Raw genomic sequence first — 19,850 nt, forward strand, 5'->3', positions numbered from 1 at the left:
TGTTCCGGGTCCGGCCCGGACCCCGTCGAACCGGACGGGCCAGGTGACGAATCTGCGAGGCTATAGACGGTGAACGTGCTGGACATCCTGCTGCTGGTCGGCGCCGTGTGGTTCGCGGTCATCGGTTACCGCCAGGGTTTCGTCGTCGGCATCCTGTCCGTGATCGGCTTCCTGGGCGGTGGCCTCGTCGCCGTCTACCTGCTGCCGGTCCTCTGGGACCAGGTGACCGACGGGGCGGAAGTCTCCTCCACCGCCGCCATCGTCGCGGTCGTGATCGTGATCGTGTGCGCCTCCGTGGGCCAGGCGTTCACCACCCACCTGGGCAACAGACTCCGCCGGTACATCACGTGGTCCCCGGCGCGCGCCCTGGACGCCACGGGCGGCTCCCTGGTCAACGTGGTGGCCATGCTCCTGGTGGCCTGGCTGATCGGCTCCGCGCTGGCCGGTACGTCACTGCCGACGCTGGGCAAGGAGGTCCGCAGCTCCTCGGTCCTGCTCGGGGTCTCCCGGGTGATGCCCGATCAGGCCTCCAACTGGTTCACGGACTTCTCCTCCGTCCTGGCGCAGAACGGCTTCCCGCAGGTCTTCAGCCCCTTCGCCAACGAGCCCATCACCGACGTCGAGCCTCCGGACCCGGCACTGGCCGGAAGCCCCGTCGCCGCCCGTGCCAAGAAGTCGATCGTCAAGGTCGTCGGCATGGCACCGGGCTGCGGCAAGGTCCTCGAAGGAACCGGTTTCGTCTTCTCCGACCGCCGTGTGATGACCAACGCCCACGTGGTCGGCGGCGTCGACGAGCCGACCGTCCAGATCGGTGGCGAGGGCCGGCTGTACGACGCCAAGGTCGTGCTCTACGACTGGCAGCGGGACATCGCCGTACTGGACGTCCCGGACCTGGATGCCGAGCCGCTGCGCTTCACGGACACCGACAAGGACGCGGCGAGCGGGGACAGCGCCATCGTCGCCGGCTTCCCGGAGAACGGCGCCTACGACGTACGCTCGGCCCGTATCCGGGGCCGTATCGACGCCAACGGCCCGGACATCTACCACCGGGGCACCGTGCGACGCGATGTGTACTCGCTCTTCGCGACGGTCCGGCAGGGCAACTCCGGCGGTCCGCTGCTCACTCCGGACGGCAAGGTGTACGGAGTGGTGTTCGCCAAGTCGCTCGACGACTCGGACACGGGTTACGCGCTGACGGCCGACGAGATCCGCGACGACATCGAGCTCGGCAAGTCCTCGGTCCAGGAGGTCGACAGCCAGGGCTGCGCGCTCTGAGGTCCAGTGTCCGGCGCCTGCCGGGGGCCGTTCCCGGAGTGCTGTGCGACGACTCCCGCGTCATCCACGGGGATGGCGCAGGCGCGCCGAGACCCAGCGGGCGCGGCGGTGGAGGATACGCGGAATGCCCAGCCGGAGATCATGGAAATCGCTCACATCGCGCACCCGGTTCCGGGAGCCGTCCCCCTCGTGAGTGCTCGGACCGGCAGGAGCGGTCGAGCGGTGGTTGCGTGCTGCGTCGTTGAAGTCGCGCGTCCAGCCCATACCCCGACGTCTGCCCGTGACCCAAGGTCGGTAATCGTGTGCGAGTCAGCCAATTGGCTTATGCGGCAGGCAATTGGCTGTTCGTCGGACACCTGTGCGCGCCGACTACCGGTCGGGCTCAGGGTCCTTGAGCCAGTTGATGAGTTCGGTCGAGAAGCCGACCGGATCCTCCTCGTGGGGGAAGTGCCCCAGACCGTCGAAAAGTCGCCACCTGTACGGCGCCTCGACGTACTCGCCGGAACCTGCCGAACTGCGCGTCCGGACCGCCGGGTCGAGCGAGCCGTGGAGATGCAGTGTCGGTACACGTACCGGCCGCTTCATCCGCCGGTTGAACTGGACGCCGTCCGGACGCGCGAGGGAGCGCACCATCCAGCGGTACGGCTCGATCGAGCAGTGCGCCGTCGACGGGATGCACATCGCGCGCCGGTAGACGTCCACGGTCCGGTCGTCAGGGAAGTCAGGGGTGCGCGGACCGGACCAGTCACGGATCAGCCGGGCGACCAAAGCCGCGTCGTCCGCCACGAGCTGACGCTCCGGTACCCACGGCCGCTGGAAGCCCCAGATGTGTGAGCCGGCCCGTGACTGCGCGAAGTCCGAGAGCATCGAGGAACGCCAGCGGCGCGGATGAGGCATCGACGACACCACGAGTCGCCGGACCAGCTTCGGCCGCATCACCGCTGCCGTCCAGGCGAGATAGCCGCCCATGTCGTGCCCCACGAGGGCCGCGTCCGGCTCGCCGAGCGAGCGGATCACGCCGGTGACGTCCAGCGCCAGGTTCGCGGGGTCGTAACCCCGGGGCGTACGGTCACTGCCGCCGACCCCCCGGAGGTCCATCGCGACCGCGCGGTACCCGGCGTCGGCCAGGGCGGTCAGCTGATGACGCCAGGTCCACCAGAACTGCGGGAAACCGTGCAGCAGCAGCACCAGCGGTCCGTCGCCGAGCTCGGCGATATGGAAGCGCGCGCCGTTGGCCGCCACATCACGATGGGCCCACGGCCCCTCGATGCGGACAGGGCTGCCTGGACCGGCAGCCGCTCCCAGCGGCGCCACCGGGTCGGATGCGCTGAAATCAGGGTCGGTCATGTGGACGAGCGTGTCACAGAGACCGCCTTGTCCTGGACAGGGCGGTTCTCGATGGCCTTGTCCGCGAGCGTGCTGCCCTGAGCTTGCTCGATCGCACGCGCGCCGACGGCGGGGCGGGGATGCGGCTTGACGCCCTGCAGGACCGCCGCGGTCTGCTTGGCCGAAGCGATGGACTTCTCCGGCGGCTTGACCTTCTTGAACTTCGCGAGCCCGAAGAGGGCGAGCAGGATCCCCAGCAGGATGAACGCGCCGCCGACGATCAGGAACGACCAGGCGAGACCGAGCCCGAGATTGTGGATCCCGTAGGCCGCGGCGAAGCTCAGCACGGGGATCGCGAACAGGATCAGCACGCCTGTGACGATGAACGCCACGCTGCCGATCACGCCGCGCTTGACGTCCTGGCGCACCTCGGCCTTGGCCAGGGCGATTTCGTCGTGCACCAACGCGGACATCTCAGCAGTCGCCGAAGCGAACAACTGTCCGAGACTACGGTCGGTGCTGCCCGCATAGTTGCCGGGGTCGCTCATCCCTGACTCCCTTTTCTCTTCCGTACATCCGATGTCAGATCATGCCGGACTGTCCGGCTTGCTGCTCGCTGCCCCCGCCCGTTCGGCAAGGCGACGGTGCTCGGCAGCCTTCTTCTCGTGGAGCGCGGCCATCCGCAGGTGGAACTCCGGGTCGCCCTGCTCGTAGACGTCAGGTATCCCTGATTCGTCCGCGTCGAGCTCCTCGGCTTCGTACAGCGCCCTGTATCTGCGTACCCGCAGTTTGAGCAGTACACCGGAGAGTACGGCGGCAATCAGGGAACCGACGAGGACCGCCGCCTTGACGTCGTTGATCATGTCTTCGTCGCCGGTGAAGGCGAGCTCCCCGATGAGCAGCGAAACGGTGAAGCCGATGCCGGCCAGCGTGGCCACCGCGAAGACGTCCGCCCAGGCGAGTTCCTTGTTCAGTTCGGCCTTGGTGAAGCGGGTGACGAGCCACGTGCCGCCGAAGATACCGACGGTCTTGCCGAGGACCAGACCGAGCACCACCCCGAGCGTCTCGGGCCGGGTGAAGACGCCGGCCAGGGCATCGCCCTTGAGAGTGACACCGGCCGAGAAGAGGGCGAACAGCGGAACCGCGATGCCGGCCGACAGCGGGCGCATCAGGTGCTCGATGTGTTCGCCGGGGGAGTGCGCCTCGCCCTCGCGCTTGGTGCAACGGAGCATGAGGCCCATGGCGACACCGGCGATCGTGGCGTGGACGCCGCTGTTGTACATCAGCCCCCAGATGACCAGGGCGAGCGGGAGGTAGATGTACCAGCCCCGCACTCCTGTGCGCAGCAGCACATAGAACACGGCCAGGCCGGCGAAGGCGCCTCCGAGCGCCAGGAAGTCGATGTTCTCTGTGAAGAAGACCGCGATGATGAGGATGGCGAAGAGGTCGTCGACGACGGCGAGCGTCAGCAGGAAGGCGCGCAGCGCCGAAGGCAGCGATGTGCCGATGACGGCGAGGACGGCGAGCGCGAAGGCGATGTCGGTGGCGGTGGGGACGGCCCAACCGGCGGTGGATCCACCGCCGAGTACGACGGTCAGCAGGTAGACGAGGGCGGGGACGGCCATCCCGCAGAGCGCCGCGGCGACGGGCAGGGCCGCCGCCCGGGGGTCACGGAGCTCCCCGGCGACCAGCTCACGCTTGAGTTCGACGCCTGCGACGAAGAAGAAGACGGCGAGCAGCCCGTCGGCCGCCCAGTGGGCCACCGAGAGATCCAGCCCCAGGGCCCCCGGACCGAAGTGGAAGTGACTGACGGCCGAATAACTCGAGCCGAAGGTGTTCGCCCATATCAGCGCGGCTACGGCCGCGACCAGCAGGATGATGCCACCGACCGTCTCGGTGCGCAGGGCTTCGGCGACGTAATTCCGCTCGGGCAGGGACAGCCTGCCCAACAGGGTGCTGCGCCGGTCGGACGGGGGTGCGGGCGTGGCCACGGGGGAGACCTCCGGGTCGGTTCACGGCAGTGGTGGCATGGCTGATTCACCTGCCGACCAGACTTCCCGGCGCCCCTGTGGAGATGTCATATGTGGTTGTTGACGCTGACTGCTCGCGTCGACGGCTTTCTTTTTCGTGCTTCTTTGCAAGTGCTCCGTTGACGGAGCCACCACTCTACCTGGGGTATCAGAACGCTATCCGGATCCGGTGTGCGGCGCCCCGGCGCAGGGGCCAGCCGTCCTCGACGACGCAGCGGGCCAGACGCAGGCGGCCGGTCTCGGTCAGGGGTGCATTACGGTGGGGCATGAGGGCCTTCTGGTTGTTCGTGTAGATGTCGCAATCCACACCGAACCCGGAAGGCCCTCACTCGTTCAAGATCCCCCAGCCGTGATCACTGTCACCAACCTCCGTGGACAGAACACCTAGTCCTCGGAGGACGCGGCAGGAAGCTGCGTCTGGATGAGGGCCATGACCGAGGAATCGGTGAGCGTCGTGACGTCACCCAGTTCGCGGTTCTCGGCGACGTCGCGCAGCAGGCGGCGCATGATCTTGCCGGATCGGGTCTTCGGCAGTTCGGCCACAGGGAGGACCCGCTTGGGCTTCGCGATCGGCCCGAGCGTGGTGCCGACGTGGTTGCGCAGCTCGGCGACCAACTCCTCGGAGGCGGTGGCCGTGCCGCGCAGGATCACGAAGGCGACGATGGCCTGACCGGTCGTCTCGTCGTTGGCGCCGACCACGGCGGCCTCGGCGACCGAGGGGTGCGACACGAGGGCCGACTCGACCTCCGTGGTCGAGATGTTGTGCCCGGACACGAGCATGACGTCGTCGACGCGGCCGAGCAGCCAGATGTCACCGTCCTCGTCCTTCTTGGCACCGTCGCCCGCGAAGTACTTGCCCTCGAAGCGCGACCAGTAGGTGTCGATGAACCGCTGGTCATCACCCCAGATGGTGCGGAGCATCGACGGCCACGGTTCCGTCAGGACGAGATAGCCGCCCCCGCCGTTCGGCACCTCGTTGGCCTCGTCGTCGACCACGGTGGCGGAGATGCCGGGAAGGGCCCGTTGGGCCGAACCGGGCTTGGCCGCCGTGACCCCGGGAAGCGGCGAAATCATCATCGCGCCGGTCTCGGTCTGCCACCAGGTGTCCACAACCGGGCAGTTGTCGGCACCGATGTGCTTGCGGTACCACATCCATGCCTCGGGGTTGATCGGCTCACCGACCGAACCCAGGACGCGCAGCGACGACAGGTCGAACTTGGCGGGGATGTCGTCTCCCCACTTCATGAACGTACGGATCGCGGTCGGCGCGGTGTAGAGGATCGTGACCCCGTACTTCTGGACGATCTCCCAGAAGCGCCCCTGGTGGGGCGTGTCGGGCGTGCCCTCGTACATCACCTGGGTCGCGCCGTTGGCCAGCGGGCCGTAGACGATGTACGAGTGTCCGGTCACCCAGCCGATGTCGGCGGTGCACCAGTACACGTCCGTCTCGGGCTTGAGGTCGAAGACCGCGTGGTGGGTGTACGCCGTCTGGGTCAGGTAACCCCCGGAGGTGTGCAGGATGCCCTTCGGCTTACCCGTCGTCCCTGAGGTGTAGAGAATGAAGAGCGGCTGCTCCGCGTCGAACGCCTCGGGCGTGTGCTCGGGAGACTGCCGACCGGTGATCTCGTGCCACCAGACGTCCCGCCCCTCGGACCATGCGGTGTCCTGCCCGGTACGCCGGACCACGAGGACATGCTCGACGCTGTCGATGCGGGCGACGGCGTCGTCCACGGCGGGCTTGAGCGCCGAGGGCTTGCCGCGGCGGTAGCCACCGTCGGCCGTGATGACGACCTTGGCGTCGGCGTCCTGAATACGCGTGGCGATGGCGTCCGCGGAGAAGCCGCCGAAGACCACCGAATGGGCTGCGCCGATGCGGGCGCAGGCCAGCATCGCTACGGCTGCCTCCGGGATCATCGGAAGGTAGACGGCGACGCGGTCGCCCTTGCCGACGCCGAGTTCGATAAGCGCGTTGGCCGCGCGGGAGACCTCGTCCTTCAGCTCCGCGTAGGTGATCGCGCGGCTGTCGCCGGGCTCGCCTTCGAAGTGGATCGCGACCCGGTCGCCGTTGCCGGCCTCGACATGCCGGTCCACGCAGTTGTACGCGACGTTGAGCTTGCCGTCCGCGAACCACTTCGCGAAGGGCGGGTTGTTCCAGTCGAGTGTCTCGGTCGGCTCGGTGGCCCAGGTGAGGCGGCGGGCCTGCTCGGCCCAGAAGCCCAGCCTGTCCGCCTCGGCCTGCTCGTACGCCTCCACTGTCACGTTGGCGTTCGCGGCCAGATCGGCAGGCGGTGTGAACCGCCGCTCCTCCTTGAGCAGATTGGCCAGGCTTTCGTTGCTCACGACATCTCCCATTCCCAGGGTGTCCGTTGTGTCCCGGGGGACAGCTCATCAGGCTGCGGGCCAGGTGACAAGTGTCTGCCGGAAATTGGTTTAGACCTGTGTCTCGTGTAGGGAGCCACAGGGCCCGCTTCCGAAAGCAGCGCTGTGCGATGCGAAAGCGGGCCCACAAGGTCTCACGGACCGGGTGTGTGAGTGGTTCAGGCGCCGACCGCGGTGCCGGGGGTTGCGTGCAGAGCTTCGGCGCCGGGCTCCGCACCCCATACGGAGCCGGGGGCGACCCGAACGAAGACCTCGTCGGGCCCCGTTCCGGAACTGGCGCCTTCGGTCAGCAGATAGGCCTGCGCCTCGCCGACATGAAAGTACATGCCGTGCAGTTGCAGGGTGCCTGCCGCCAGGCGGCGGGCCACCGATTCATGCGCGCGCAGGTGCTCCAACTGCTGGACCACATTGGTGAGACAGAGCTGTTCCACCGCATCGGTGGGCAGTCGGCCGGCGATGCGCGCCCAGGAGTGGTGACGGGAACGCATGCGCTCCAGGCTCGGCAGCCCGTGCCGCAACCAGCGCCACAGAGGCGTTCGGGGCGTCTCCGACGCGGCTCCCAACAGGGCCTGCATCGCGCCGCATCCGGAGTGGCCGCAGACGGTGATGGACTCGACCTCGAGCACGTCCACCGCGTACTCGATGGCGGCAGCCACGGAGTCGTCGTTGCCCGTGGCGCCTCCGGTGTCCGGTGGCGGCACCAGGTTGCCGACGTTCCGCACGGTGAAAAGGTCGCCCGGGCCGCTGGCGGTGATCATGCTGGTGACCAGGCGGGAGTCGGCACAGGTGAGGAACAGCTGCGACGGCCGTTGCCCTTCCGCTGCGAGCCGGGCCAGTTCTCCCCGGACCAGCGGAGCGGTGGTGCGCTGAAACGAACTGAGACCGCTGAGAAGCCGATGGGTGCCGTGCCGGCGGCCCGCGGAGCTTCTCGGGGTCGTGGAAGGGGCAGCCTTCGAGACCAGATGCGAGCCAGGGACGGGGGTGGTGTGTGCCACGTCCGGCGCGCGGTCGTGGCAGTGATGGTTGCGCCACGGCGTCCATGGCCGACAGCAGGAATGGGAGGCGGATGCAGGCTCGGCGATCCGGCCACCGGAACGCCCGGTGAACTCGATCCGGCCACCCAGTGCGGTCTGTGCCGCGTACCAGTCCTGGATCGTCTCGTACGCCGCGTGGTCCATGAAGAAGCCGTCCAGCTCGACCACGGCGTCCACCCCTTGCGGAAGCTGTCCGAGCAGGCGGCTGAGGCGGGGGACGGCGAGGAAGGTCAGCTGACCGCGAGCGGCGACCAGATAGCGGCCGTCCTGTTCCGTCACGGTGATCCTCGTGCGGGCCAGCCGGTGCAGGGCGACACCCACGGCCACGACGATGCCGATCGCCACACCTTCGAGCACTCCGGCGAGAATCACGCCGCTGATCGTTGCGCCGTACACCAGGAACTCGCGGTGTCTGTGGACCTTCCGGATATGGGCGAAGCTGACCATCTGGATGCCGACCACCATCACCAGGGCGGCGAGCGCCGCCAAAGGGATCAGTTCGAGGGCTGTGACCAGCAGTATGGCTGCCAGCAGAACCCAGACGCCGTGCAGCACGGTGGAGGCACGGCTCGTTGCGCCCGCCCGCACATTGGCAGAACTGCGCACGGCACCGCCGGAGACGGGAAGCCCTCCGGCGAGTCCTGACACCGCATTGGCGACACCTTGGGCCCGCAACTCCCGGTCGAGGTCGGACCGTTTGACATGTGCGGGTGGCGCCGACCCGTCTTTGGGGGTGTCGGCTGACCGTTCTGCAGCCAGTTTGTCCACGGAGACCGCAGCCAGCAGCGATTCGAGGCTGGCCACGAGCATCACGGTGAACACGGCTGTTGCCAGTGCTGCTATCGGGCCCTGCGGCAGTTCGGGCAGTGCGTGCGAGCGCCATGACGGAAGGTCCACCCGGACGATCCCAGGGGTTGCCATGGTGGCCACAGTCGTCGCGACGACCACGGCGGCGAGCGCGGCAGGGACTCTGCCCAGCGATGTCCCGATCCGGCCGGGCAGGCGTGGCCATACGACGAGAAGGGCAATCGTCAGGGCCCCGATGAGGGGGGCTGCCGGCTCGAACTGCGCCAATCGGGCGGGAAGTGACAGGGCGTTGTCGAGGGCTGAGCTCTGCGGTGTCCCGCCCAACACGATGTGCAGCTGGGCGAGGGCGATGGCCACGCCGATACCTGCGAGCGTGCCGTGCACGATGGCCGGGCTGACGGCAAGGGCACTGCGGGCGGCTCTCAGTGAACCCAGCAGAATCTGCAGGAGCCCCGCACCGATGGTGATTGCGCACGTGGTGCGCCAGCCGTAGATCTGAATCAACTCGGCTGTGACTACGGTCAGTCCGGCGGACGGTCCACTGACCTGGAGGGGTGTGCCGCCCAGCAGTCCGGCGACGATGCCGCCGATCGCCGCTGAGACCAGGCCGGCGGCGAGGGGGGCATCCATGGCGACGGCGAGACCGAGCGACATGGGAACGGCGATCAGAAAGACAGTGATCGACGCGGACAGATCCGCACCCGAAACGCGGAAACGTCCGCGGCGGGGCGGTGGTGGCGGGCTGTGTGGACGCTTGAATCCCCAGGCGCGGGAAGCGCGCGAACTGCGGGACGTGTGGTCGTTGCGGACGCAGGCAGACATGTTCCCGTCTCCTCCGGGGCAGCGCGGTCGCGGTATGTGAGTGACGGCGGCCGTGGTTCACGGCGTGCAGCGGTGGGGTACAGCGGCGGGATTTCTAAACTCTCCGTAAATGAATCGTAATGGAGGGTAAAGAAGAGTGTCCATGTTTTCGAGCAAATAGCTCAGCCATTCACTCTTTCAAGTGAATAGGCATCTTTTCACCCGATTTGTAGTACTAATCCTGGCAGTGCTGTGTGAGGTTGACCGCGCCGTGTCGGCACTTCAACGCATGAATCCTGCAAGGAAGAGGTGGACGGATGATGGCCGTCACGAAGCGGGTCGCCCTGGGCGCCGTGGCCACGGCGCTGATCGTCGGCCTGGCCGGCTGCTCGGGGGCCGCCGGTCCCGTGCCCGAAGCGGGGAAGAAAACGGCCCCCGCCACGGAAGGGAACTCACCTGCGGCGGCGCCGAAGGGGGCGGTCAGCCTCATCGGCGACGGTTCCACCGCCTTCACGGGACCCCAGCCCGAACGCCTTGCGGCCAAGCGTCTCAAGCCTGGTCAGAAGCCCCCGCAGTTCGTGGTGTTCTCATGGGACGGCGCGGGTGAGGACAGCCAGAAGCTGTTCTCGCATTTCCGCGCGGTCGCGAAGAAGTACGACGCCAGGATGACGTACTTCCTCAGCGGCGTGTACCTCTTGCCGGAGGAGAAGAAGGAGCTCTACGACCCGCCTCAGCATTCGGCGGGCCGCTCCGACATCGGGTTCAACGACGCCGAGGGAATCCGCCGGACGCTGACGGAACTGCGCGCCGCGTGGCTGGACGGCAACGAGATCGGCACCCACTTCAACGGACACTTCTGCGGGCCGGACGGGGGAGTCGGCACCTGGTCGGTCGAGGAGTGGAAGAGCGAGATCAGCCAGGCGAAGTCGTTCGTCAAGAGCTGGAAGACCAACGCCCCGGCCCTCAAGGGTGAAGCACCCTTGCCCTTCGACTACGACCGCGAGTTGATCGGCGCCCGCACTCCGTGTCTGGAAGGGCAGAAGAACATGGTCGCAGCCGCGCGGACCATGGGCTTCCGTTATGACTCCAGTGGCATCGGCAATCAGGTCTGGCCTGCGAAGAAGGACGGGATCTGGGATCTTCCCCTGCAACTCGTCCCCATGCCGGGCCGCGCGTTCGAGACGCTCTCGATGGATTACAACTTCATGTTCAACCAGTCCGGCACGAAGACGCAGGGCGACCCTGACAAGCATGAGTACTGGGGTAATCAGATGCGGGACGGTCTGCTCCAGGCTTTCGACCGTGCCTACAACGGGAACCGCGCTCCACTGATCATCGGCAACCATTTCGAGTCCTGGAACGGTGGCACCTACATGCGTGCGGTCGAGGAGACGATCAAGACGGTCTGCACCCAGCGGGATGTGCAGTGTGTTTCCTTCCGTCAGCTCGCCGACTGGCTGGACGCGCAGGACCCGGCGACGCTCGCCAGACTCGGGACGCTGGAGGTGGGCCAGAAGCCCAAGCCCGGCTGGACTTCGTTCCTTGCCGGGGCCGCCCCGGGCAAGCCCGCAGGCAGCCCCGTGCCTGCCAGGCCGGCGGACCGGTCGGCAGGCAAGGGGACCGACGGGAGCGCGGACTAGGGATCGCCTCCCTGGCGCCGTTCCGGCCCGTTCAGGCGGGCTGGGCGGCGCCCGCTTCCGGGCAGTGCTCATGCAGGATGAACGAGGGGTCCACCTGGGCAGCCAGATCGGCCCCGGTCTTCTCGTTGCCCCAGCTCTCCGCGTTCTTCAGATGGAAGTGCACCATCTGTCGTGTGTAGCGCTCCCAGTCACGCAGCTCGTACGAGTCCTCCGCGGCGTTCTGCAAGGCCTGCAGCGCCATCCGGTTGTCCGCCTCGAGCAGCTCGAACGGGGCCGGGCGGCCCTTTTCCATCGTCCGGACCCAGCCGGAGTGACCTACGCCGACCAGCAGGTCATCGCCCACCTCGGCACGCAGGAAATCGAGATCGTCCTCGCTCTGCACCTTGTTGCCCACCACCTTCAGCGCGACACCGAAGTCCCGCGCGTACTCCTTGTACTGGCGGTAGACGGAGACACCTTTCCGGGTCGGTTCGGCGACCAGGAAGGTCATGTCGAAGCGGGTGAACATGCCCGACGCGAACGAATCCGAACCGGCGGTCATGTCGACCACCACGTACTCGTCCGGGCCGTCGACCAGATGGTTGAGGCAGAGCTCGACCGCCCCGACCTTGGAGTGGTAGCAGGCGACACCGAGATCGGACTCGGTGAACGGGCCGGTGGCCATCAGCCGGATCTCTCCGTCGTCGAGACTGACCGCGCGAGCGCAGGCGTCGTAGACCGGATTGTCCTCGCGGACGCGCAGGAGTCGGGACCCCTCCCCGGGCGGTGTCGTCTTGATCATGGTCGCTGCGGATGTGATGCGAGGGTTGCTTCCGCGGAGGTAGTCCTTGATGAGCGGCAGATGGGCGCCCATGGCGGGCAGGGCGGCGGTCTCGTTCTCGTCCAGGCCGAGGGCGGCCCCGAGGTGCTGGTTGATGTCGGCGTCCACTGCGACGACATGGGCTTCATTGGCAGCGAGGTGGCGGATGAAGAGCGAAGACAGCGTGGTCTTGCCGCTGCCGCCCTTCCCTACGAAAGCGATCTTCATATTCACTTAGGGTAGTGGTGTCATCGCTCGCTGCTGTTGTGCTTCGTGAAGAAGACCACTCCTGGGTGGTATACGCACCTGGGGCGCGTAGCCTCCCTACTTATGAGTACGACTTCCTCGGACCCGCTGGCCGCCCTTGGAGAACTGCCGGGGGTCACCGATGCGGTGGACTCCGTACGCAAGGCGGTGGACCGGGTCTACGGGCACCGGGTCATGCGGCGCCGCAGCAACGAGGTCACCGCGGAAGCGGCCCTGCGCGGAGCTCGTGGCTCGGCTGCGCTCTCGGGTGCCGACTGGAATCTCGAAGAGGTGCGCCGACGTACGGACTTCAGCGGTGAGGACGAGGCTCGCACCATCGGTGCCGCCCTGAGGCTCACGGCAGAGGCGGGGCAGCTGCTCTCCATCTGGAGGCAGTCACCGCTTCGTGTTCTGGCGCGGCTGCACCTGGTGGCGGCAGGCGGCGACACCCCCGAGGGCGCGGTCGGCAGGCCAAGGCTGGCGGATGAGCCGGTCGATGAGCCATTGATCGATGCTCCTGTCCCGGGCGCGGACGAGGTGTCCGGGCGGCTTGAAGGGCTCTCGCGACTGATCATTGCCGGCGGTTCGGCGCCCGCGCTGGTGACGTCCTCGGTGGTGCACGGTGAACTGCTGGCGCTGCGCCCGTTCGGTTCGCACAACGGCCTGGTCGCCCGGACCGCCGAGCGGATCGTGCTGATCGGCAGTGGGCTCGACCCCAAGTCGATCTGTCCTGCCGAAGTCGGTCACGCGGAGCAGGGGCGTGCGGCTTACGTCGCCGCCTTCGAGGGCTATCTGTCGGGGCAGCCGGAGGGCATGGCTGCCTGGATCACCCATTGCGGGCGCTCGGTGGAACTGGGCGTCAGGGAGTCCACGGCCGTGTGTGAGGCGCTGCAGCGCGGCGCAGCCTAGCCGCGTCCTCGCGGAGGGTTGCTTACGCGGCCGCGAATCGATGGCACCGTCGGCTGAGCGCTGCGGAGGTGTGCAGGGGCGCTGTGGGCGGGCGCTGGGAGAGGGTTGCGGCGGTACCGATTCCGGTACCGCCGCTGGCACGTCCACCCAGTTACCAAGCGTCCTCGATATATGCCCATCAGGTCGGGTTCTTTGCCCGTCACCTGGTGCGGCTGGCCCGTAATCGACGGGTCGACGTCGCGTGGGTGCTCGGCTTTCGTGCTTCGGTCCGTGGGGCCATATGTGCGTGAACAGGTCATCCTCTCGGATGTCCTTGGTCTCGCGGGCCGTTGAATCCTTTGTACTCCAGGACCGGAAGCAGTGGAAGGCCTGGCTGCACTTCTTTACTTTTATGTTCAAATGTAGTCGATTCGGACATGGCTGCGTGTGTGTCCGGAGGGGCTTCGTGTCTCTGAATGCGGCGGTGCCCGGTGGTGCCGCCGGCGGTCAGGCTTGTCAGGCAGTGAGCGAGGCGATGCGGCGGCGGTTGGCGTACCAGACGAGCCCGGCTGTTACGGCGGCCGCGCCCAGTGCGGCTGCGGCCACGAGCGCCGGGCGCGGTGGCATCGAGAACGTGGGTAGGCGCTGCTTGAGCCGGACAGGTCGATCGAAGACGAGAATCGGCCATTCCCGGAGGGTGGCCTCGCGCCGCAGTGCCCGGTCCGGGTTGACGGCGTGCGGGTAGCCGACCGCCTCGAGCATCGGCACATCGGTGGCGGAGTCGCTGTATGCGTAGCAGCGCGAGAGGTCGTAGCCTTCCGATTCGGCAAGACCTCTGATCGCCTCGGCTTTGGTCGGCCCGTAGGCGTAGTACTCGACCTCGCCGGTGAAGCAGCCGTCGTCGCCCACGACCATCCGGGTCGCCACGACCCGGTCGGCGCCCAGTAGCTCACCGATCGGTTCGACGACTTCAGCGCCTGAGGTCGAGACGATGACCACATCGCGTCCGGCGGTGTGGTGCTCCTCGATGAGAGTTGCGGCCTCGTCGTAGATGATCGGATCGATCAGGTCGTGCAGGGTTTCGGCGACAAGGTCCTTGACCTGCTGGACGTTCCATCCCTTGCAGAGCGCTGAGAGGTATTCGCGCATCCGCTCCATCTGGTCGTGATCGGCGCCCCCTGCGAGGAACACGAACTGTGTGTACGCGGTGCGCAGTACGGCGCGGCGGTTGATCAGCCCACCTTGATAGAAGGACTTGCTGAAGGTCAGCGTCGATGACTTCGCAATGACCGTCTTGTCCAGGTCAAAGAAGGCTGCTGTGCGCGGCGAGAAGCAGTTTTCCACAAAGGTGAGCATAGGGGCCCGCCATTCGGCGTAAAATCCGGCGGGTGGGTTTGCCTGAGAAGGCGCTCGGGTACACCATGGAAGTCACGGATCGTTCGCGACCGTGCTAACCCGGTCCGGCTCCTCCCCCCCCTGAGTCGGCCGTGGGGACGACCCCCGCTCTCCCCCCCGGCGGGGGTCGTCGCATGTCCGGATGCGTTTTGCGGCCAGGGAATCAAGGCTCTCCCCGCCTTGCTGCCGCCGTCGCCCCCTTCCTCTCAGGTGTTCGCTCGATCATGTCGCGTCACCGTGTGTAGCGGAAGGGGTGCGCTACGAAAGTCCCCTGTACGAGCTACAGGGATATTCACAGTGCCTGAGTTGTCCACAGTTTCTGAGCAAGATCCACATCTTTTTCCGGGGCGTTGCATGTTGATTCCACCCGCGAAGTCCGCGGGTTCCGGAATCGCGCATCTCGGAAGTGGTTCGAGATCGCTGCGAAACCGCACTGAAGGGACAGCAAGAGGGGGCAGAGATCGTGGCTGGATCTTTCGCGGGCGAAGGCCCGTCCGGCGCCGAGGGGCGGCGGGACGGACCGCTGGTCGTGACCGAGGACGCGGACCTGCTGGACGATCTGCTGAGGCTGTGCGCGGCGGCGGGGGCGGTGCCTGAGGTGCATCACGGCCCACCGGGCGAGAAGGGCGGCTGGGAGCGGGCGCCGATGGTTCTTGTGGGTGACGACGCGGCGCGTGGGTGCCGCGGAGTGTCCCGCAGGCCCGGCGTCATGCTCGTCGGACGGGACCAGGACGACCCGGATGTGTGGCGTCGCGCGGTCGAGATCGGGGCTGAATATGTGCTGAGGCTCCCCGACTCCGAAGGCTGGCTGGTCGACCAGATCGCCAATGCGGTGGAGGGTGTGGGACGATCCGCGCTCACCGTGGGAGTGATGGGAGGACGCGGCGGCTCCGGCGCGTCCACGCTGGCCTGTGCGCTTGCCGTGACAGCGGCGAGGTCGGGCCGCCGGGCGATGCTGGTCGACGGCGATCCCTTGGGTGGCGGGATCGACGTGCTGCTCGGTGGTGAGGAATCCGAGGGCTTGCGATGGCCGGATTTCGCCCGCTCGAAAGGGAGGCTGGGCGGAGGGGCTCTGGAGGAGTCCCTGCCCGCGTTGCACGGGCTCCGCGTGCTCAGCTGGAGTCGGGACGACGAGGTGATCGTTCCGCCGCAGGCCATGAGGTCGGTGCTCGCCGCGGCGCGCCGGCTCGGTGGAGTGGTGGTCGTGGATCTGCCGCGGCGGGTCGACGAAAGCGTGGCAGAGGCACTGGCGCAGCTGGACGTCGGGCTACTGGTCGTGCCCGGGGAGCTGAGAGCAGTCGCCGCGGCGCAGCGAGTGGCATCTGCGGCCCGAATGGTTCTGGAGGACCTCCGGGTCGTTGTCCGGGGCCCGTACACAGCGGGTCTGGACGAACAGTGGGTGGCGCAGGCGCTGGGATTGCCGCTCGTCGGCGACCTGCCCACGGAGCCTGGACTGGCTTCGGCACAGGACGGCGGTATGCCCCCGGGAGGGAATTCCCGCGGCGTCCTGGCCCGCTTCTGTACGGCTTTCTGGGAGCTGGCGGATGCTCCGAGCCGCTCGGGCGGCGTGCCGGCCCGGTCCAGCGGGGGAGAGACGTCATGACCGACGCCCTGCTCGACGCCGTACGTCAACGACTCGCTCGCAGCGGTGCGGCGCCCACTCCCGCAGGAGTGGCTGCCGCGCTGAGGGAGCAGGGCCGTTTGCTCGGTGACGCGGAAGTCCTTGGTGCGGCCGAGGAGCTGAGAGGCGAGCTGGTCGGCACAGGAGTCCTGGAGCGGCTGTTGGCCGACCCGGCGGTGACCGATGTGCTCGTGTCCGCCCCCGACCGGGTATGGGTGGACCGTGGCGGCGGACTCGAGCTCACCCGTGTCGTCTTTCCGGATGCGGCCTCCGTCCGGAGGCTGGCTCAGAGGCTCGCCGCAGTGGCTGGGCGCCGGTTGGACGATGCCCGGCCTTGGGTGGACGCCCGGCTGCCGGACGGGACACGCATGCATGCGGTGCTTCCGCCGGTGTCGGTCGGCTCGACGTGCCTCTCACTACGGGTGGTGCGGCCCAGGGCCTTCACACTCGCGGAGCTCGTGGCCGCGGGGACCGTCCCGCCCGGCGGCGACCGGCTGCTGAGAGCTCTGGTCGAGGCGCGGGTCTCGTATCTGATCAGCGGAGGAACTGGCGCGGGGAAGACGACTCTGCTGTCGAGTCTGCTGGGGGCGGTCGGTGAGCGGGAACGCATCGTGCTGGCCGAGGATTCGGCGGAACTGCGCCCGGACCACCCGCATGTGGTGCGTCTGGAATCGCGCCCCGCCAATCAGGAGGGCGCCGGGCGGGTGACGCTGCGGGACCTGGTGCGCCAGGCGTTGCGTATGCGCCCTGACCGGCTGGTGGTGGGAGAGGTCCGGGGGGCCGAGGTGACAGAGCTTCTGGCGGCTCTCAACACCGGACACGAAGGCGGTTGCGGCACCGTGCACGCCAACGCGGCCGAGCATGTTCCGGCGCGTCTGGAGGCTCTCGGAACGGCTGCGGGTCTCGACCGGGCTGCTGTGCACAGCCAGCTGGCAGCGGCGCTGTCCGTGGTCGTCCACCTCGTGCGGGATCGGGGAGGGCAGCGGCGTCTGGCCGAAGTGCATGTGCTCGAGCGGGATTCCGCAGGGCTGGTCAACACCGTGCCCGCGCTGCGTTGGGGCGCTGAGGGGTTCGAGCCGCAGCGGGGCTGGGCCCGGCTCGGGGTGCTGATCGGGGAGAAGCCGTGACGGCGCCCGGCTCCGACACCCTGATGCACGTGCCTGCGTGGGTGATGGCGGGCTGCGCGGGTGTGGCAGGTGGTCTGGCCGTGGCGCGGGACCCGGGGGCACGGCGGGCCCGGGTGTTGACGGCTCGACGGCGAGCGGCGCGGTGGGGGCCGACGGGCCGGGCCATGGCCCGCACGCTCCTCGACGGGCGGCGGGAATGGCTGTGTGCCCCTGTGGCGGCTCTCCTCGCCGCGCTGGGGGAATCGGTACTCCCTCTGCTCGCGGGCGCTGTGGCGGTGCCTCTCGTGAAGCGCTGGCTGCGGCAGCGGGCTCGGCGGCGAGAGCGTGAGGAGGCGGCCCATGCGGTGACCCGGCTGTGTGGGGCGGTGGTCGGCGAGTTACGGGCCGGGCGCGAGCCCGGACAGGCCTTGCTCGCCGCTGCCCGGGACGCAGGCGCACTGGGCGCTGCCGAGTCCGCGGTGCTGGCCGCTGCGCGGTTCGGCGGCGATGTGCCGGGCGCGCTGCGGCAGGCGGCGGCAGAGCCCGGCCTTGATGGGCTCGCGGGGATGGCTGCCTGTTGGCGGGTCGCGGTGAATGGCGGAGCCGGTCTCGCGGCAGGGCTGGCTCGTCTGGAGAGCGCGCTGAGGGGCGAGAGGCGACGGCGGGAGGCACTGCGGGCACAGCTGGCGGGCGCGTGGTCGACGGTGGCGGTACTGGCGTTGCTGCCGGTGGTGGGCCTGGGGCTGGGGGCGGCACTCGGAGCGGACCCGCTGGGGGTTCTGCTGCACAGCCCGGGCGGACTCGCCTGCTTGGTGACGGGCGGCCTGCTGGAGGCTGCGGGGCTGTTCTGGGCATCGCGGATCGTGAGGGCGGGGGAAGCGGCGTGAGCGGGGTACCCGGTGCGGGAGGACCGCTGGGGGCGGCCGCGACGGTGCTGGGGGCGGTAGGGGCGGCGCTGGGCGCAGCCGCGTATCTCACCCTCGCGCTGTCCACCCGGCGGCATGAGCGGGCGATACGCAGACGGGGGGCGTTGCTGACCGAGTCCGGTGCGAGCCCGCCGAGGCAGGAACCGATGAACCTGCGGGTGCTGGGCCGGAGTCGTGCTCGACGGTGGACGGTTTTGCTGGCCGCGTGGGCGGCCGGCTGGGTCATCGTCGGTGGCCCTGTCGGATGCGGGGTCGGTCTTGCGGCGGCTTATGGAGTACGGCGGTGGCAGCACTCGGCAAGGGGACGTGGCGCCGTCGGTAAGGAGGCCGAGACTGCTTTGGTCGCCCGGCAACTTCCTGTCGTCGCCGACCTGTTGGCGTCCTGCCTTTCGGCGGGCGCCGGACCGCGGGATGCGGCGGAGGCGGTCGGGGAGTCCATCGCCGGTCCGGTCGGTGAACGGCTGGCTCGCACGGCGGCCGAGATCTTGCTCGGTGGTGAACCGGCCGAGGCCTGGGGCCGGTTCGGGGAGATGCCGGGTGCCGCGCCGCTGGCCCGCTGTCTGGAACGGGCCGCGACGACGGGGGCACCTGCGGCAGAGCCGGTTTCCAGGCTGGCCGATGAGATGCGTGCGGAGCGGGCGAACGTGGCTGCTGCGCGAGCCCAGCGGGCTGGTGTGCTGATCACCGCACCGGTGGGGCTCTGCTTCCTGCCCGCCTTTCTGGCGATGGGTGTGGCACCGGTGGTGATCGGCCTGGCGACCGGTCTGTTGCAGGGCAACTGAGCAGGCACCGCTGCTCTTCTCTTCCGAAAGCCGGCTCCGACAGCCGGCTCCGAAGACCGATCGGGACGAGGACCGGCGAGCTCCCGAACGGAGCCGGGATGCGGCTCGCTCGGAGCGCTGAATCGAAGTCGAACGACAACAACGTGAGTTTTGGACATGGGGGTTGAGATGGGCAGGAAAGTCATGAAGCAGTCCCTGAACGTGCTGCGTCGTGCGTGGGAAGCCAGGTTCGGAAGGAGTGTCCGGTGCAGCGGACCGGAGCGGGGGATGACGACGTCCGAATACGCGGTGGGGACCATCGCCGCGTGCGCTTTCGCGGCGGTGCTCTACAAGGTGGTTACCAGCGGGGCCGTGCTGTCGGAGTTGCAGTCGCTGATCAAGGACGCCCTCGATGCGAAGTTCTGAGGTACCGCGGAGAGACCAGGGCGGCAGCCGGGGCGGCGACCGGGGCGCGGTGACGGCGGAGGCCGCGATGGCCATCCCGGTGCTGGTGGCGTTTGTCCTCGCCCTCGTCTGGGCGCTGGTGGCCGCGTCGGACCAGATCCGCTGTGTGGACGCGGCGCGGGCCGGAGCACGGGCAGCGGCCCGGTCGGAGACGGAGGCGGCGGTACGGTCCGCGGCGCAGGAAGCGGCGCCTGGCAGGGCCAGGGTCGCCGTGGAGCGGGCCGGGGGGCTGTGGCGGGTCCGGGTGGAGGCGCCTGCACCGGGGCCCGGGACGCTGGGCCTGACGCTGAGTGCTGAGGCTGTCGCAATGGCCGAGGACGCCGTGGGGACAGAGACTTGAGGGGGCTGAAA

Annotated in this window: 17 protein-coding genes and 1 pseudogene; 9 read left to right on the forward strand and 9 right to left on the reverse strand. The window is 68.5% G+C overall.

Features of this window, described 5'->3' with window-relative positions; translation table 11 throughout:
* Positions 1-69 precede the first annotated feature (69 nt).
* Positions 70-1,275 carry a MarP family serine protease gene (locus tag ACFYQ5_RS01890; RefSeq protein WP_389191615.1) on the forward strand — a complete coding sequence of 402 codons (1,206 nt, stop codon included), beginning with the start codon at positions 70-72 and terminating at the stop codon, positions 1,273-1,275.
* 60 nt (positions 1,276-1,335) lie between these two features.
* Here the strand turns inward: ACFYQ5_RS01890 and ACFYQ5_RS01895 are convergent, their stop codons facing one another.
* From ACFYQ5_RS01895 to ACFYQ5_RS01925, 7 genes and pseudogenes are all read right to left on the reverse strand, one after another.
* Positions 1,336-1,539: a hypothetical protein gene (locus tag ACFYQ5_RS01895; RefSeq protein WP_389191618.1), complete on the reverse strand. Its 204-nt coding sequence runs from the start codon at positions 1,537-1,539 to the stop codon at positions 1,336-1,338.
* A gap of 105 nt (positions 1,540-1,644) precedes the next feature.
* A complete protein-coding gene (locus ACFYQ5_RS01900; protein ID WP_389191620.1) occupies positions 1,645-2,622 on the reverse strand; it encodes an alpha/beta fold hydrolase in 978 nt (325 codons plus the stop codon).
* Positions 2,619-3,149 (reverse strand): phage holin family protein, encoded by a 531-nt coding sequence (locus ACFYQ5_RS01905; RefSeq protein ID WP_351279673.1) that lies wholly within the window; start codon positions 3,147-3,149, stop codon positions 2,619-2,621. The genes ACFYQ5_RS01900 and ACFYQ5_RS01905 overlap by 4 nt, the downstream gene beginning before the upstream one ends.
* Before the next feature lie 39 nt (positions 3,150-3,188).
* A complete protein-coding gene (gene nhaA, locus ACFYQ5_RS01910) occupies positions 3,189-4,592 on the reverse strand; it encodes a Na+/H+ antiporter NhaA (protein ID WP_389191624.1) in 1,404 nt (467 codons plus the stop codon).
* A 193-nt stretch (positions 4,593-4,785) separates the two neighbouring features.
* Positions 4,786-4,899: pseudogene (locus tag ACFYQ5_RS01915) on the reverse strand (IS481 family transposase); the annotation flags it as partial.
* A gap of 116 nt (positions 4,900-5,015) precedes the next feature.
* Positions 5,016-6,983, reverse strand: a complete 1,968-nt coding sequence (acs, locus tag ACFYQ5_RS01920) for an acetate--CoA ligase (protein WP_389191627.1) — start codon at positions 6,981-6,983, stop codon at positions 5,016-5,018.
* A 185-nt stretch (positions 6,984-7,168) separates the two neighbouring features.
* Entirely contained in the window at positions 7,169-9,673 is a 2,505-nt protein-coding gene (locus tag ACFYQ5_RS01925) for a SulP family inorganic anion transporter (RefSeq protein WP_389191630.1), read from the reverse strand.
* Positions 9,674-9,969: 296 nt separating this feature from the next.
* Between ACFYQ5_RS01925 and ACFYQ5_RS01930 the strand changes: the two genes are divergently transcribed.
* Positions 9,970-11,292: a hypothetical protein gene (locus ACFYQ5_RS01930; RefSeq protein ID WP_389191633.1), complete on the forward strand. Its 1,323-nt coding sequence runs from the start codon at positions 9,970-9,972 to the stop codon at positions 11,290-11,292.
* A gap of 31 nt (positions 11,293-11,323) precedes the next feature.
* Here ACFYQ5_RS01930 and ACFYQ5_RS01935 read toward each other — a convergent pair whose 3' ends face one another.
* On the reverse strand, positions 11,324-12,319 hold the full coding sequence (locus tag ACFYQ5_RS01935) for an ATP-binding protein (RefSeq protein ID WP_389191636.1): 996 nt from the start codon (positions 12,317-12,319) through the stop codon (positions 11,324-11,326).
* A 102-nt stretch (positions 12,320-12,421) separates the two neighbouring features.
* Here ACFYQ5_RS01935 and ACFYQ5_RS01940 point away from each other — a divergent pair, with 102 nt between their 5' ends.
* Positions 12,422-13,246 (forward strand): oxidoreductase, encoded by an 825-nt coding sequence (locus tag ACFYQ5_RS01940; protein ID WP_389191639.1) that lies wholly within the window; start codon positions 12,422-12,424, stop codon positions 13,244-13,246.
* Between the two features lie 495 nt (positions 13,247-13,741).
* Here the strand turns inward: ACFYQ5_RS01940 and ACFYQ5_RS01945 are convergent, their stop codons facing one another.
* Positions 13,742-14,581 (reverse strand): HAD family hydrolase, encoded by an 840-nt coding sequence (locus tag ACFYQ5_RS01945; RefSeq protein WP_389191642.1) that lies wholly within the window; start codon positions 14,579-14,581, stop codon positions 13,742-13,744.
* Positions 14,582-15,083: 502 nt separating this feature from the next.
* On the opposite strand from ACFYQ5_RS01945, the gene ssd reads away from it, so the two are divergent.
* The 6 genes from ssd (at position 15,084) to ACFYQ5_RS01975 (ending at position 19,839) form a co-directional block, all read left to right on the forward strand.
* The gene (gene ssd / locus ACFYQ5_RS01950) at positions 15,084-16,223 is read left to right on the forward strand and encodes a septum site-determining protein Ssd (protein ID WP_389191644.1); all 1,140 of its coding nucleotides are present in this window, start codon (positions 15,084-15,086) and stop codon (positions 16,221-16,223) included.
* Positions 16,220-17,368 (forward strand): TadA family conjugal transfer-associated ATPase, encoded by a 1,149-nt coding sequence (locus ACFYQ5_RS01955; RefSeq protein WP_389191647.1) that lies wholly within the window; start codon positions 16,220-16,222, stop codon positions 17,366-17,368. Before ssd ends, ACFYQ5_RS01955 begins: the two co-directional genes overlap by 4 nt.
* A gap of 23 nt (positions 17,369-17,391) precedes the next feature.
* Complete coding sequence (locus tag ACFYQ5_RS01960; protein WP_389191962.1) at positions 17,392-18,234, forward strand: type II secretion system F family protein; 843 nt, start codon at positions 17,392-17,394, stop codon at positions 18,232-18,234.
* Positions 18,231-19,055, forward strand: coding sequence for a type II secretion system F family protein (locus tag ACFYQ5_RS01965; protein ID WP_389191650.1), 825 nt, complete (start codon positions 18,231-18,233; stop codon positions 19,053-19,055). Before ACFYQ5_RS01960 ends, ACFYQ5_RS01965 begins: the two co-directional genes overlap by 4 nt.
* 168 nt (positions 19,056-19,223) lie before the next feature.
* Positions 19,224-19,460 (forward strand): DUF4244 domain-containing protein, encoded by a 237-nt coding sequence (locus tag ACFYQ5_RS01970; protein WP_389191653.1) that lies wholly within the window; start codon positions 19,224-19,226, stop codon positions 19,458-19,460.
* Entirely contained in the window at positions 19,447-19,839 is a 393-nt protein-coding gene (locus ACFYQ5_RS01975; RefSeq protein ID WP_389191656.1) for a TadE family type IV pilus minor pilin, read from the forward strand. Before ACFYQ5_RS01970 ends, ACFYQ5_RS01975 begins: the two co-directional genes overlap by 14 nt.
* Positions 19,840-19,850: the final 11 nt, after the last annotated feature.

The sequence above is a fragment of the Streptomyces sp. NPDC005794 genome, assembly GCF_042871445.1.
Taxonomy (GTDB): domain Bacteria; phylum Actinomycetota; class Actinomycetes; order Streptomycetales; family Streptomycetaceae; genus Streptomyces.